This window comes from Chryseobacterium gambrini, from assembly GCF_900156825.1.
Lineage (GTDB): Bacteria > Bacteroidota > Bacteroidia > Flavobacteriales > Weeksellaceae > Chryseobacterium > Chryseobacterium gambrini.
In genome coordinates this window covers 1-17,773 of record NZ_FTOV01000008.1, presented here as the reverse complement: position 1 = coordinate 17,773, position 17,773 = coordinate 1, and the positions used below count along the sequence as shown (strand labels likewise).

General features: G+C 35.3%; 2 protein-coding genes and 2 pseudogenes. 1 reads left to right on the top strand and 3 read right to left on the bottom strand.

Annotation, left to right across the window (positions count from 1 at the left end; translation table 11 throughout):
* Nucleotides 1-2: 2 nt before the first annotated feature.
* From BW951_RS14600 to BW951_RS23255, 3 genes and pseudogenes are all read right to left on the bottom strand, one after another.
* Nucleotides 3-15,836 carry a non-ribosomal peptide synthetase gene (locus BW951_RS14600; RefSeq protein ID WP_076394143.1) on the bottom strand — a complete coding sequence of 5,278 codons (15,834 nt, stop codon included), beginning with the start codon at nt 15,834-15,836 and terminating at the stop codon, nt 3-5.
* Nucleotides 15,836-16,336 carry a transcription termination/antitermination protein NusG gene (gene nusG / locus BW951_RS14595; protein ID WP_076394141.1) on the bottom strand — a complete coding sequence of 167 codons (501 nt, stop codon included), beginning with the start codon at nt 16,334-16,336 and terminating at the stop codon, nt 15,836-15,838. Before nusG ends, BW951_RS14600 begins: the two co-directional genes overlap by 1 nt.
* Nucleotides 16,337-16,764: 428 nt before the next feature.
* Nucleotides 16,765-17,439: pseudogene (locus tag BW951_RS23255) on the bottom strand (IS1 family transposase).
* A gap of 159 nt (nt 17,440-17,598) precedes the next feature.
* Between BW951_RS23255 and BW951_RS23250 the strand changes: the two are divergent.
* Nucleotides 17,599-17,773 (top strand): annotated as a pseudogene (locus tag BW951_RS23250) (IS982 family transposase); the annotation flags it as partial.

Below are 17,773 nucleotides of genomic sequence, written 5' to 3'. Positions count from 1 at the left end.
TATTAGTTAAAGTCGTCAATAAAGCTATCTATATGGTCCGATAGGTCTTTATCTTCAGCAGTATTCGTCTCAGCAGTAGGAATGTTCATATTTTGTATGAATTTTGATAACTCCGATATTGTTGGATAAGAAAAGAATTTGGCTATCTCTATTTCCAAACCAGCATTTTTACGAAGTAACTGGGAAAACCTTACTAAAGATAGAGAATTCAGCCCCATATCAAAGAAGTTGTCATGAATACTCACTTTTTTAACATCATTGTTTAATAACTGAGATAAGCTATCCATTAATAAATGGTCCATTTCCGTCTTTGCTGCTACATACTCGTTCCTGATCATATCTTCTGAACTGACCTCAGGCAGGCTCTTTCTATCAATCTTTCCATTACTGGTCAATGGAATGCTATCCAACTCCACATAAAAGCTCGGAAGCATATACTGAGGTAATTTATTTTTTAAATATCCTGATAAGCTTTGCTTATCTATGATCTCATCTGTTGTATAGTATACTACCAGAATCTTGTCTCCATTATATTCTTTTACATCAGCTACCGTATTCCTGATAGTCTTATGATAAGATAAAACCTGGCTATCAATTTCACCAAGCTCTATCCTGTGTCCATGGATCTTGACCTGATCATCAATTCTTCCCAGATATTCGATAGTACCATCCGGTAACCATCTGCCTAAATCTCCTGTGCGGTACATTTTGGCATCTTTCACAAAAGGATTGTCCACAAACTTTTCAGCTGTAAGATCTTTGTTGTTTAGATATCCCTGAGCCAAACCTGATCCGGTGATATACAGTTCGCCGCTTACTCCTACCGGCACCACATTCCCGTATTCCTCCAAAATATAAATCCCAGTATTAGAAATAGGTCTTCCGATAGATGCAGCAAATAGATCCACTTTTTGGGCAATACATCCTACTGTTGCCTCTGTTGGACCATATTCATCATAAATCTGAATATTTTTATTAATGGAGTGAATGATTTGAATATGCTCATGATAAAGCTTTTCCCCTCCTAAAATTATCTTGCGAATACCTGTATGATGAATTTCTACATTCTTTAATAATGAGATGTGGGAAGGTGTTAGTTTTAAGATATCTATATCCCTATTTTTAAAAGCTTTAATAAGAGTCGTTAAAATATCTTCTTCACCTTCACCCAGCCATAATGAACCGCCTCTGGTTAAAGAACAGAATAATGCTGTAACAGAAAGGTCGAAAGAAATCGAGGTAAACAGCCCCCAATTGCCACGATCTTCATTATTAAAATAGTACTGATTACTCCAGCAAACATAATTCATCAGGTTAGAATGACTGATACATACTCCCTTAGGATTCCCTGTAGTACCGGAAGTATAAATTACATATGCCAGGTTTGAAGGATCCAGCTTCACTATAGGATCTTCTGTCGAATAATTATCCCTGTGAACGCTAAATTCTTTCCAGAATTTTTCATCTATAAAGACTTTAGATTGAGTATCCTCTAAGATATACTCGGTTCTTTCCTGAGGATGATTCATATCAATCGGAACATAAGCTCCTCTTGATTTTAATACTCCAAGAATGGATATTATCATCTTCTCATTACGCGGAAGCTGAATGGCAATCAAATCATTCGCCGTAATCGCATATTTTTCCTGCAAATAATGAACCAGCTGGTTAGATTCTGAATTTAGTTCATTATATGTTAGCTTTACATAATCAGATATTAACGCAGTATGGTTCGGAATATGATTTACCTGTTTGGCGAATAAGCTCAGTATGGTTTCTGAAGGATAAAATGCCTCCGTTGTATTAAAACCTTTCAGGACTAAATTTCTCTCTTCTGCTCCTAAATAAGCTATTTCTGAGACCTGCAGATCAAGAGAATCCCTAAAGCTGTTCATTATATTTTGGAAATGCAGTAATATGGAGGTTACAGCAGAAGTATCATAGACTGATGAATTATACCTGAACTCAATATGTAAAGAGTCTGTATTGGGAATTACAACAATATTCAGGTTATAGTTTGTATGTTCAAAAGCTTCTGTATTTTCATAAACGATACCTGTAAGCATTTCCTGATCTTCCTTTCTTACATAATTCTCAAAAATTATGATATTATTAATCAGATCTTTGCCTAATGAAGATAAAGATTGTATCTCTGCTAGACTGCTAAAGTGATTTCCTGTACTTTGGATAGAATCCTGATGAAGCTTATTCAACAGACTTCTTGGAGTTTCATCTTTATCAAAACTTATCCGTACAGGAATCGTATTGATAAACAAGCCTATCATATTTTCAACACCTTCCAGATCAGCAGGTCGTCCCGATACCACAGATCCGAATACTACATCTTTCGATCTGTTATATGAACTTAATAAATAAGACCATACTCCCTGTACATATGTATTAAGCGTAATCCCTAAATACTGACAGAATCTATCAACTTCCTGAAAATCGTTGTTTTCAATCACAAGAGTTTCTGCAAGATAATGAGATACTTCTCCCTGATCCTGCTTCTCAAAAGGTATTAATGTCGGACTACTGATTCCTTTTAAGTAATTCTCCCAATACACCATCGCCTGTTCTTTATCGACCTCTTCTAACCATTTGATATAAGAAGAGTATTTTTCAGGCTCAGACAAACTCAAGGATAAACCTTGCTGAAGGGAATTTAAAATAGCAGAAAAATCATTGATCAGAATACTTAAACACCAGCCATCCATGATAATATGATGATGGCTCCAGATAAATTCATATGAGTTATCCGGTAATTCTACAACAAGTAATCTCATCTGCGTAGGCTCATTCAAATCGAATCCACGAGCAATGTCTCCCTTTTTGATATTATCTAATTCTAAATCTGATTCTAGTATGAGATGTTTAAAATCTACTTTGGCTTGCTTATTTACGATTTGAAGAGGAACATCACCATAATGGTTGTCAAAGGAAGTTCGGAGAATCGTATAACGGTTTAGCAGCTTTCCAAAGGCTTTCTCTACTTTTGACAGATCAAGGTTTTCGGATTTTAACCTATAGGAAGTCTGCATAAAATAAGCAGAGCCTTTAGGGTCTACCAACCAGTGATAATACAAGCCTTGTTGCATCGGGGAAAGCTCATAAATATCTTCTACTTCGTTATCCTTACTGATCTCCTGAATGCTACGGAACGGTAACCTTTTGTAAGTAAGATCGGAGGGAGTTAGAATCACTTTTTGTTCTTCATCTTCAATAATCATTTGTTCTAAATGAATCTGATAGCTGTCCACCAGTTTCTGAACCGTAGATTGATGAAATACTTTATCCGAATATCGAATATTGATACTCATCTCTCCATTTACCGTCATCCCGGAAACATCTAATAAAATATCGCTCTTCTGGTTGTCTTTCGATACTGGATATCCTATATCTTCAGTGGTGTAATGGAACAAAGAGCCCGTAGTATCATCAAAATCTCCAAGATAATTGAACTGAACAGAAGGATGCTCTGCTGAGGAAAGTCCTTGACCCAGATACTTCAAAATACCATAACCAATTCCTTTATGTGGAATACCCCTTAAACCTTCTTTTATACTGACCAGGGAAGGCTGATTCTCAGAACTGATGTCTAATGAAAAAGGATATACATTGGTAAACCATCCCAAAGTTCGGCTGATATCCAAACCTTTATGCAGGACTTCTCTTCCGTGTCCTTCCATCAAAACTTTGGTCTTATTTATCCCAAAGTTTTCATGTAAGGACAGCGCTAAACCAGTTAGTAATATATCATTGATCTCAGCACTGTATTTCCTTCCGGCACGGGTCTGTAATAATTTAGTTGACTCAGCACTCAAACTAAAGCCTATACTTTTATCTAAAATATGTTTACCTTCTGTAGGATAATCTGTAGCTATAGCAACATAGTTTGCAGACTCTATACCCTCCCAATACAAATGCTCTTTGGACAATTTTGCACTTCTGCTGTATTCTTCCAGAGCTTTGCCCCAACTCTGGAAAGAATCCGTTTTGGATGGAAGATCTGAGGATAAGCCCTGAACTCCTGATTCATACAGTTTTCCTAAGTCTTCCAGCAAAATTCTCCAGGAAACACCATCCATTACCAAATGATGAACCACTAAAATAATGCGGTCGCCATCACTCATCGAGACATGACCTACATGGAATAAAATACCAGACGCTATATCGATGCTGCTTTGAAGACTCTCGCCTATTTCTTGTAAGCAAGATAATTCTTCTGATTCACTGATACTCTTTCTGATATCAAAATATTCCAAACGATAATGAACACCATCAACTCCTGCATTATATTGATTCCACTCTCCATCTTTCTGGCTATAAACCATTCTCAGAGCATCATGATGCGACACTAAAGCCTTTATAGACGATTCAAGTATCGTTCCCGAAAGCCTTTCTGAGCTTCTTAAAACAACAGACTGGTTATAATGATTCTTATTAACAATATCGTCGCTTTCGAAGAAATATCTTTGGATAGGTGTAAGAATACTCGCTCCCGTAACTGCCGACTGGTCAATATTCACAACATCTGTTGTTATATAGCGTGCCAGCTCTTCTAATATAGGATACTGTAGGATATGCTCTACCTTTAGACTGTAACCTTGCTGACGCAATCTCGAAACAATCTGAATCGATTTTATGGAATCTCCACCTAAGTTATAATAGTTATCAAGGATACTGATAGGACTGTGCTTCAATACCTGCTCGCAAACAGATATCAATGCCCTTCCTTCTTCATTAGCAGGCGCTACATATTCATTCTTTATCAAATCTGAAGTGCTCACTTCAGGTAAATTCTTTCTGTCGATCTTTCCATTGCTGGTTAAAGGGATATTATCCAGTTCAACATAAAAACTAGGAAGCATATACTGTGGTAATTTTCTCTCAAGATATCTGGACAGATCCTGCTTGTCGATCGGAGTATTACTTACATAATATACCACCAAACTCTTATCTTCCTCATGTTCTTTTACCTCGGTAACTACTCCTTTAATAGAATCACTGAAAGAAAGTACCTGACTGTCGATCTCCCCTAGCTCAATTCGATGCCCACGGATCTTTACCTGATGGTCAATTCTTCCTAAATACTCAATGTTACCATCCATTAGCCATCTTCCTAAATCTCCCGTACGGTACATTTTAGTCCCTGGTAAAAATGGATTATCTACAAACTTCTCTTCCGTTAAATCTTCACGGTTTAAATAACCTTCAGCTAAACCAGCCCCGGAGATATACATCTCGCCACTTACTCCTACTGGAACCAAATGTCCATATTCATCTAAAATATAAATCTGGGTATTAGCGATAGGCTGACCGATAGGGATCGTTGTAAATTCTAAAGCACTCCCTTTTTCAAGTTTATATACCGTTGCACAGATACTACTCTCAGTGGGACCGTAAGCATTATAAAAAGTTCCATACTTCAAATATTCTTTCGTCTTACCCATTACTGCGGATTCTCCTGCCGTAATTAATCCTTTTAAATTTTGAAGCTTATCGATATTTAATAAACTGAAAAAAGCAGGGGGTAAAGTCACCAGATCAATGGAATGACTATTGACATATTCTTCAAAAGCATAAGCATCTTTTCTAGTAGAATCACTCAAAATATGAAGACTCTTACCACTAAGCAAAGTCATAAATATCTCAGAAATAGAAGCATCAAAAGAAAAAGAAGCAAACTGAGCTACATTTTCATACAATGAAACTTCAAAGAATTCCTTCTGGTATAACATCGTATTCAAAATACCTCCATGGGTATTCAAAACACCTTTGGGCTCTCCTGTAGAACCGGAAGTATAAATGATATAGGCAATATCATCTTTTTCTAAAACTACGGACTGAAAGCCAGAAGCATCTTCTTCTGTGAATTCTAAATCGATCGAAAAAGATTCACCGGAGTAGAAATCAAGATCAAAGAAATAATAAGATTCCGTGATCAGTAAAGATAGACCGGAGGTCATCACCGCTTTCCTGGATTCAGGAAGGTTAGCATCTACAGGTACATAAACCGCTCCTAATTTTAATATCCCTAAAATGGAAATAATCTGATTTTCTCCTCGGTTTAGCATGACACCTACCTGATCTCCTTTCTTGATTCCATAAGCACTCTGTAACTGAACAGCTAGGCTTGATGCTTTTTCATTCAATTCGGCATAGCTTAACCCCAAATCCTCATAAACAACAGCAATATCCTCCGGAGTAAGACCCACCTGATCTTCAAACAAGCTGACAACACTTTGATTATCCGGATATTGAACAAAAGTATTATTAAAATCTTTTAACAATAATTCCTCTTCAGCAGAACTTAAATAATTAAATTCTGAAAGAGGCTCATCAATAAAAGTTTTAAAATGACTAAGTGTATTTTTTAAATGAGAAGCCAAAGTTATAATAGTAGAACAATATACCGATGTATTATATTCAAAGTCTATATTCAGGCAATTTTCATTTGGTTCTATTGCCAATGTAAAGTCATAATTAGACTGGTCAAAAACCTTTACATTTTCAAAGTTTTCTTTTTCGCTCTTTACATAATTTTCAAAGATGACAATATTGCTAATCAAATCTTTACCTAAAGGAGATAAAGACTGGATTTCTGCCAGACTATTGAAATGATATCCTGTATTTTGTATAGAATCCTGATGCAGCTTTTTCAAAAGACTACGCGGAGTCTCATCTTTATTGACCTTAATTCTTACAGGAATGGTATTGATAAAAAGACCTACCATACTTTCAATTCCTTCTATATCAGGTGGTCTTCCTGATACCACAGATCCGAATACAATCTCTTCAGAGGCATTATATGAACTCAAAAGATAACACCATGCCGCCTGTACATAAGTATTCAGGGTAATACCTAACTGCTGGCATAGTTGACCAATCTCTTTAAGCTCTTCTTCTCCGATGCTGAACTTTTCTGTAGCAAAATGAGGTTTCTCTCCTTTTATATTTTTTTCGAAAGGTATTAATGTAGGAGCACTGATGCCTTTTAGATAATTCTCCCAATATTGCAATGAAGAATCTTGATCAACATTCCTTAGCCATTTAAGATAAGAAGAATATTTCTGTGGTTCCTGTAAACTTAATTCTACCTCGTGTTGAAGGGAGTCTAAAATCAAAGAAAAATCATTGATGAGAATACTTAAACACCAACCATCCATGACAATATGATGATAGCTCCAGATAAATTCATACTCTTCATCTGGTAATCCTACCAGTATCAGACGCAGCTGTGTAGGATCATTCAAGGCAAAACCACAGATGATATCATTATTTCTCATCATCTCCAGATCACTTTCCAGAGAGTCTTTAGATTCTATCACCTGATATTTAAAATCTACTTTAGCTTGCTTATGTACGATTTGAAGAGGAGCATCACCATAACGGTTGTCAAAGGAGGTTCGCAGAATTGTATAACGGTTTAGCAGCTTTCCAAAGGCTTTCTCTACTTTGGAGAGATCAAGACTTTCGGATTTTATCCTGTAGGAGGTCTGCATAAAATAAGTGGAGCCTTTAGGATCTACCAACCAGTGGTAATACAAACCCTGCTGCATCGGGGTAAGCTCATAAATATCTTCAAGATCACAATCCTTACTGATCGCCTGAATGGTATGGAACGCCAATCTGTTGTAAGTAAGATCCGAGGGAGTTAGAATCACTTTTTGTTCTTCATCTTCAATAATCATTTGTTCTAAATGAATCTGATAGCTGTCCACCAATTTCTGAACCGTAGATTCATTAAATATATTCCCTGAATAACGGAAATTGATGCTCATCTCTCCATTTACTGTCATCCCCGAAACATCCAGTAAAATATCAGTCCCTTGGTTCTCTTCTGATACTGGATACCCAATATCCTCTGTGGTATAGTGGAACAAGGAGTCTGTGGTATCATCAAAATCACCAAGATAATTGAACTGAACAGAAGGACGCTCTGTTGAGGATAATCCCAGATTCAAATACTTCAAAATACCATAGCCGATCCCTTTATGAGGAATCCCTCGTAAGCCTTCTTTTACACTTACCAAAACTGGCTGACTACGATCACTGATGTCCAACGAAAAAGGATATACACTTGTAAACCATCCCACAGTTCGGCTGATATCCAAACCTGTATGCAAGACTTCTCTTCCATGACCTTCCATCAACACTTTAGTCTTGTTAATGCCAAACTGATCCTGTAAGGACAAAGCTAATCCGGTTAATAAGACATCATTGATCTCTGCACTGTACTTTTTCCCGGCACGGGTCTGCAATAAACGTGTAGCCTCACCATTCAGTGTAAAGCCTATATTTTTATCTAAAGTATGTTTTCTAACGACCGGATGATCTGTAGGGATACTAGAATAAACTTCTGATTCTACACTCTCCCAATACAATCGTTCTTTGGAAAGTGCAGAATCGTTACTGTACTCTTCCAAAGTTGTTCCCCAACTTTGGAAAGAATCTGTTTTGAATGGAAGTTCATAAGATGCTCCTTTGATCCCTGATTCGTATAAGTTACCTAAATCTTCCAACAAGATTCTCCAGGAAACTCCATCTACTACCAAATGGTGAATAATCAGTAACAACCGGTCACCATCACTCATCGAGACATGACCAACATGGAATAAAATACCAGACGTTATATTGATGCTGCTTTGAAGACTCTCGCCTATTTCTTTTAATCGCGATAATTCTTTTAATTCTCCTCCACTGCCCCTTACATCAAAATATTCAAAATTGTAATATTTCCCTTCTGTGCCTTGATTATATTGATTCCATAATCCATAGTTTTGGTGATATTCCATCCTCAAAGCATCATGATGAGATACTAAGGCCTGAAGGCTGGATTCAAGAACAGGACCGGAAAGTCTTTCTCTGCTTTTTAAAATAACGCACTGGTTATAGTAGTTTTTATTAACAATATCTTCGCTTTCAAAAAAGTATCTCTGGATAGGAGTAAGAATACTCGAGCCGATAATCACGGACTGATCTATCAATACAACATCTGAAGTTATATAACGAGACAATTCTTCGAAGATAGGATATTGTAAAATATGTTCTACTTTTAGGTTATAACCTCGCTGACGTAATCTCGATACAATCTGGATTGACTTAATAGAGTCGCCTCCCAAGTTATAATAGTTGTCACGGATACTGATAGGGTGATGCTTTAAAACGCCTTCACAAACCTCTATCAATGCTTTTTCTTCTTCTGTTTCTGCAGATATATATTCGGTCTTTATCAAATCTGAAGTATTTACTTCAGGTAAACTCTTTCTATCAATCTTTCCGTTGTTCGTTAAAGGAATATGATCTAGCTCTACATAAAAGCTCGGAAGCATAAAATGTGGAAGCTTATTTTCTAAATGGTAAGCTAATGACTGCTTGTCAACGGATGCATTACTTACATAATACACAACAAGGCTTTTGTCACCATCATGTTCTTTGACTTCTGTGACAACGGATTTGATCGCTTCACTATAAGAAAGTACCTGACTGTCAATCTCACCCAGTTCTATCCGGTGACCACGGATCTTTACCTGATGGTCTATTCTTCCTAAGTATTCAATATTACCATCCGGTAACCATCTTCCTAAATCTCCTGTTCGGTACATCTTGGTACCTTCAACAAATGGATTGGATACAAACTTTTCAGCCGTTAGATCTTCTCTGTTTAAATAACCTCGCGCTAAACCGGAACCGGAAATATACAGTTCTCCTGCTACTCCGATGGGAACTAAGTTACACGATGAATCTAATATATAGATCTGAGTATCAGAAATAGGCTTACCGATCGGGAGTGTGGCAGGTTCTAAAAGATTGTCATTCCCTATCTTAAATTTGCTCGCAAAAACCGTAGTTTCTGTAGGACCATATCCATTCATCATTTTTATAGAAGGATATTTTCTTTGCCAGTCTCTAAGCATTATGGGGTTTAGTACTTCTCCTCCAAATATGATATATCTCAAAGATAGCTCCTTTTTATTAAACAGTTTATCATATTCTGCTAGATTGTAGAATGCCGCAGGCGTTTGATTCAGTACTGTAATCTTATTATCGATGATATAATTTAAAAAAGCTCCCGGATCCTGAGCAACCTGTCTGGAGATAACATGAAGTTTACCTCCAAAAAGAAGAGCTCCATAACACTCCCATACCGAAAAATCAAAATTATATGAATGAAATAATGTCCAGGAATCGTGGCTATTAAAATTGTAAAGAGCATCATCACTAAACAATAAACGGACTACATTTTTATGCTCTATCATTGCTCCTTTGGGGTTTCCTGTGGTTCCTGAAGTGTAAATGATATATGCCAGATTTTCAGACCTTACTGTAAAAGTAGGATTCTCTATAGAATAATTTCTTTTTAAAGTTTCAAACTCTAATAGAAACGACTCGTCTATAACCACCTTGGATTTTGTATCTTTTAGGATATATTCTTTCCTTTCTTCCGGATAATCGGTATCAACAGGAACATATGCTCCGCCTGATTTTAAAATACCCAACATACCTATCAACATTTTCTCACTACGAGGTAACTGAATACAGATAAGGTCATCTGCTTCTATATTGTATTGCTCCCTAAGGTAATGAGCCAATTTGTTTGATTCTTCATTCAACTCTCTGTAAGTAAGTTTAATCTCTTTATAAACCAATGCTGTAAGGTCTGGAGTTCTATTAACCTGCTCCTCAAATAAATCTACAATGGTCTTATCTACAGGATAGCAGGTTCCTGTATTACCGAAAGAGGCTAAAACTGCTTTTTCTTCAACTCCTACATAATCTAATTCCCTTAAAGGTATATCAGATACACTAACAAACTGATGAAGTATTTGTTCAAAATGAGATACCAGAGACAAAATAGAAGATGGATCAAAGACTGATGAATCATAACGAAACTCTATATGCAAAGAGCTTTTATCCGGAATTGCTACAATCGTAAAATCATAATTTGTCTGTTCAAAGACATTTACATTCACACCAGACAATCCCATTATTAATGAATTCTGCTCATTATCCCCTTGTTTTGCGTAATTTTCAAAAACAACAATATTATTAATCAGCTCTTTACCTAATAAAGATAAAGACTGTACTTCTACTAAGCTCGTAAAATGGTATTTGATCCCATTAATGGAATCCTGATGAATCTTGTTCAACAGACTTCTTGGAGTCTCATCTTTACTAAAACTTACTCGTACAGGAATGGTATTGATAAAAAGACCTACCATACTTTCAACACCAGCCAGCTCGGCAGATCTTCCTGAGACGACGGATCCGAATATTACATCTTCCGATCTGTTATATGAACTTAATAAATAAGACCATACTCCCTGAATAAAGGTATTTAATGTAATGCCTAACTGTTGACACAGATGATTAATCTCTTTAAGCTCATCTTGTCCGATACTGAGCTTTTCTGTAGCAAAATAAGGCTTTTCTTCTTTTATATTCTTTTCGAAAGGTATTAATGTCGGACTATTGATTCCTTTTAAATAATTCTTCCAATACGTTATCGCCTCTTCTTTATTTACTCCTTCTAACCATTTGATATAAGAAGAATAACTTTGAGTTTCTGGTAAGCTAGCCTCTATCCCTTGCTGAAATGAATTTAAAATAGTGGAAAACTCATTGATCAGAATACTTAAACACCAACCATCCATGATAATATGATGATGGCTCCAGATAAATTTATATGAGTTATCCGGCAATTCTACAACAAGTAATCTCATCTGCGTAGGCTCCCGCAAATCGAATCCACAAGCAATGTCACCCTGTTTGATATTATCTAATTCTAAATCTGATTCTAATATGAGATGTTTAAAATCTACTTTGGCTTGCTTATATACAATTTGAAGGGGAATATCACCATAACGGTTGTCAAAGGAAGTACGGAGAATAGTATAACGATTTAGCAACTTTACAAAGGCTTTCTCGACTTTGGAGAGATCAAGGTTTTCGGATTTTATCCTATAGGAGGTCTGCATAAAATAGGCAGCGCCTTTAGGGTCTACCAACCAATGATAATACAATCCTTGCTGCATGGGAGACAACTCATAAATATCTTCAAGATCAACATTCCTGCTGATCTCCTGAATCGTATTGAACGACAATCCTTTATAGGTAAGATCCGATGGAGTTAGAATCACTTTTGATTCTTCACCCTCACCGATCATTTTCTCTAAATAAGATTGATAGCTGTCCGTCAGTTTCTGAATCGTAGCTTCATTAAAGAGCTCCCCTGAATACCGGATGCTGATAGTCATGGCACCACTCATCGTAATTCCTGAAACATCTAATAGAATATCCGTTCCAAGGTTTTCTTCAGATACCGGACTTCCAATAGACTCTGAGCTGTAATAAAATCCAGATCCTATTGTATCATCAAAATCTCCAAGATAATTGAACTGAACCGATGGATGATTTACCGGAGAAAATGCATCACCCAGATAATTCAAAATACCATAACCGATTCCTTTATGAGGAATACTTCTTAAAGCTTCTTTCACACTGACCAAAGCAGGTTGCTTCTTATTGCTGATATCTAATGAGAAAGGATAAACACTGGTAAACCATCCTACTGTTCTGCTTATATCCAAGCCAGTACTCATTAACTCTCTACCATGACCTTCCATCAAAACTTTAGCCTTGCTGATACCAAACTGATCCTGTAAGGATAAAGCCAGACCGGTTAATAAAACATCATTGATCTCTGCACTGTATTTCCTCCCAGCACGAGTCTGTAATAATTTCGTAGAATCAATACTTAAACTAAAGCGTAAGCTTTTATCTAAAACCTGCTTACCTTTTGCAGCATGATCGGTTGGAATAGCTGGATATACCTCTGATTCTATACCTTCCCAATACAAACGCTCTTTGGAGAGCGCAGAACTGTTACTGTAGCTTTCCAACGTTTTTCCCCAACTCTGGAAAGAATCCGTTTTGGAAGGAAGCTCATAAGATGCTCCTTTAAAACCTGCTTCATATAAATTTCCTAAATCTTCTAACAAGATCCTCCAGGAAACTCCGTCAACGACCAAGTGGTGAATAACCAATACAAGTCGGTCTCCATCACTCATCGAAACATGACCGATATGGAATAAGATTCCTGATTCGATATCGATAGTACTTTGGAGACGAGCTCCTATTTTCTGTAAAGAACTCTGCTCGTTTTCCAGAGAGCCTTCTTCTCTGATGTCAAAATATTCAAAAAGATAATGATTACCTTCTATTCCTGCATTAGATTGATTCCATCCACCTTCTTTATGGCTATATACCATTCTTAAAGCATCATGGTGATTGATCAAAGATTGGATCGAAGATTCCAAGACAGAACCTGAAAGTCTTTCTTTGCTCTTTAAAATAACAGACTGGTTGTAATGATTTTTGTTGATGAGCTCCTCGCTTTCAAAGAAATACCTTTGGATAGGAGTTAGAATACCCTCACCTTTTACAACAGATTGGTCGATCACCGCAACATCCGTTGTCATATAACGAGCCAGCTCCTCTAAAACAGGATATTGTAAAATATGCTCTACTTTTAAGCTATAGCCACGCTGGCGTAATCTTGATACGATCTGGATCGACTTAATCGAATCTCCTCCAAGGTTATAATAATTATCACTGATACTGATAGGATTATACTTTAAAACCAGCTCACAGACTTCTACCAAAGCTTTTTCTTCCCATGTCATTGGGGCCACGTATTCAGTCTTGATCAAATCTGAAGAACTTACTTCTGGTAAACTTTTTCTATCGATCTTTCCGTTACTGGTCAATGGAATATGCTCCAACTCAACATAAAAGCTGGGAAGCATATATTGGGGAAGCTTGTTCTCTAAATAGTAAGCAAGATCCTGCTTGTCGATCGCAGAATTGCTCACATAATACACCACCAGACTTTTATCGCCTTCATGTTCTTTAACTTCCGTAACTACAAATTTGATACAATTATCATAAGAAAGTACCTGGCTATCAATCTCGCCAAGTTCTATTCTATGTCCGCGGATCTTTACCTGATGGTCTATCCTTCCAAGGTATTCAATGGTACCGTCTGGCAGCCATCTTCCCAAATCTCCTGTTCGATACATTTTAGTACCCTCTACAAATGGATTAGCCACAAACTTCTCTTCCGTTAAATCTTCACGGTTTAAATAACCTCTTGCTAAACCTGCTCCCGCGATATACAATTCTCCATGGACTCCAACTGGTAACAAATGTCCATGTTCATCTAAAATATAAATCTGGGTATTGGCAATAGACTTTCCGATATTTACATTTGGGTCATTGACGATGGAAACAGATGACCAGACTGCACATTCTGTAGGACCATATTCGTTATACAGAATAGCATCGCTGTATTTCTGATGATGTAATACTAAGTTTTTACTTAACTCCTCTCCTGCTACGATGACATGTTTCAGTGTATTTTCTCCTGAGGTGTTTTCATTGAGATAAGGGAGCAAACTGGAGTAATAATTGGGAACGCATAATATACCTTCAATTTTATTTTTTATAATCCGATGCGAAATATATTCCACATCTTTAATATTCATATTGCTTTCAATAAACAATCTTCCGCCACTACACAGTGTTCCAAAGATTACTGCTACCGAAGAGTCAAAAGAGAAAGAAGGGACAAGTAACATACTTTCAATATCATAGAAAGCAATTCTGTTGATCGTAGAATGAAATACATTCTGATGCTCGATCATTACTCCTTTAGGATTTCCCGTAGTTCCTGATGTGTAAATAACATATGCCAGATGATCTCCTTTTATTGCAGAATCATGGCTTTCCGCTGAGTATGCATGTTTTACTTCATTAAACTTTGCCAGGAATACATCATCTATATTCACTTTAGCTTTGGTATCAGTTAGAATGTAGTCAATCCGATCTTTTGGATAATCCATATCAATCGGAACATATGCTCCTCCAGATTTTAATATCCCCAATATGGATATGATCATCTTTTCATTCCGGGGAAGTTGAATACAGATCAGGTCATCAGCCTTTATATCATATTGATTTTTAAGATAATAAGCTAATTGATTGGATTCCATATCAAGATCTGCATAACTCAATGCTACGTCTCCATAGATTACTGCAAGTCCGTCGGAATTTTTCCTTACCTGAGAATCAAATAAATCAATAATTGTTTGATCAGAAGGGTAATCAGCTATCAAGTTAAACCGACCAAGTATTTCTGCTACCTCCTTTTCGGATACAAGGGGATAATCGATGAGACCAGTATTTAGTAATTGATCATAATTGGAAAGAATATACACTAAACTCTTCAATAAATTATCAATCAAATATCCTTTATAAATATCTTTATAACAAATATTTAAAATAACCTTTTCTTCAGATTCGTCATAAAAAAGAGAAAGATTATCCTTTATGGATTCAGGTCTCTTACCATACTGAATCGAAAAATTAGAGTACTTCGTTAAATCAAGATCATTGTTATTGTAATCAGAATGATAAACAGCTTCTTTAATATTGCTGGCAAAACTCTTCAAAAGGTCTTTAAATGTAATCTCTTTCTTTTTCTCAACATCCAGTAATATTTTATTTTTTAATGGAATTTGATCAGATGCATACACCTTAATAACACCTTGAAAATCTTCACAATATTTGTCAAGCAAAAAAGAAAAAACAGATACAATAATGGTTAATTTAGATAAAGAAGTGTTTTTTGAAACTTTCAGAAAACTATCCAGATCACACTTCGAAATCTCTATTTCCAAAGATTCTGTACTATCTTCAGATAAGACTACAGTTTCCTTATTTTTTGTCTTGTTTAACCAAAAAATATTTGATAATGATGATGTATTTAGCATTATATTAAATGATAAGGGTGGATTTCAGCGATCAGACTTTGTTGTAAAGAATCTATTTTTACACAAATCTTTTGCTTGTTATTGATTTTTAAAATTTCACATGGATAAGACTCAAAAGGCCCCGAGGTTATTATTTTCCTTTCTCCAATATTTAGGTCGTGAATACCTTTTAACTCTACTTCAGAATATTGACTAAGAAAAATTTTAATGCAATTTATTTCTTCATCTAAAACCCGGACTAATCTGCCTCCAAATTTGATAAACAATACAACTCCATCTACAGTAAGAGCTTTAAAATAATCTTTTATTGTTTCTAGGTAAACGAAAACATATGAACTAAAAAGAGGCTTTTCTACCTTCTTTTTACGATCACTCCATTTTGAGATTACTACATCAACTGGTAAATATATTTTGAAATCCTGCTCAGCTAATTTTTGAGCTATTTTTTTTTCGAAACGGGATTTGGTATATATGACATACCAACCTTTAATAAAATTCATATTAATTTGTAATCATAGTTATTATAGCTTCGCCCCTTAAGTCACAATTTACTGCGACAAAAGAGATCAAAAAAAAGAACTAAAAAAAAAGAGAGATTAATAAAAGAATTGGGTGATAATAATTTTTAACCTTTAACTTTCCTTGATTCTTGGTGTTTTTATTTTTTCTGAATGCGAATGTAAAAAAAAAAAAACAATTATATCACATAATTTTGAGTTTAACAAAAATTTAATTCCCCATAATTAGATAACATTTATAGTCAATTCATTTTCAACATTTAGCAAGGTTTCACAGAAGATGATTAACACACAGTATATCAACGAACAATGAAATAAATCTGCTAAAATAACGAGTTAATTAAAAAAAATATATAACCCATTTTTTTTACTCAATTTTATTTAATAAAAAATTAAGCATTATGGTATTGTTAAATTAAAATATCTAATTTGTTGTTAGTTTTAAAAATAATAGTTTTAATGAATTCTCTAAAATATATTGTTTTCTAGAATAACACTTTGTTTTTCCTTTAAATCTTGCCAGATAATGTCTGATTCTGGAATTGCAACCTTCAACAGTGAAGGTTTCTGTTTTTGACTCGCAATGCTTTTCCTAAGGAATTAATTCTGAGTAGCTTTTCCAATAATCACTATAAAAGCCATTAATATCTTTCAAACTGTCCCAGAGCCTTTTAAATCTTGCTGTGATTCTTTTTTCACAAAAAACATCGACGAACCATTTTCCAAATCTATCAACAGCAATCCACTTCCAACTGTAGTTTTTTTATTCTGTATATAACTATGTATTTCATCCTGCTCAACAATTTCTATAAGATACTCAGATTTAGGTATGGAAGCAGATTCTCTCCACTCTTTAACCCATTGATAAACCGTTACCTAGCTAATTTTAATACTCTTCCAATTGCTCTAAAACCCATTCCTTCTAAATAAATTTCCAAAGCTAACCTCCTTTGTTCCATACTTTTTACATCTGAGTTACTTTCAACACTAAAATAGCAACAACAATCTTTGCATTTATATCTTTATAAGCCTATTGTAAATCCAGCTTTAGCTTTATTCTCTAATTTACATTTATAACATTTCATAAAATCAATTTATGAAATATACCTTAATTTAAAAATGCTAACATTATTTATTCATTTAACATGAGTTTGATGTAAAAAGTGAAAAATGCCATCGGGAAAAGCATAAAAATTAGTGTATTTAATATATTGAAATCCAAATATTTAACTAAATATTCCACTATGATTTTTGATGATAAAATTACACCTATTTATTATATCGTTGATCAGTTTTTAAAGAATTTAGCCACGTTGTGAAAGAATATTCTTTACAAGACCAAAAAATTAAGAAGAGAAACCGAAGATCAGTCATGTCTGAAAGTGAAGTAATGACCATTATGATTCTGTTTCATTACGG

Excerpts from the sequence above, each read along its gene's own strand:
- BW951_RS14600 (WP_076394143.1), bottom strand. The coding sequence starts at position 15,836 with ATGCTAAATACATCATCATTATCAAATATTTTTTGGTTAAACAAGACA.
- nusG (WP_076394141.1), bottom strand. The coding sequence starts at position 16,336 with ATGAATTTTATTAAAGGTTGGTATGTCATATATACCAAATCCCGTTTC.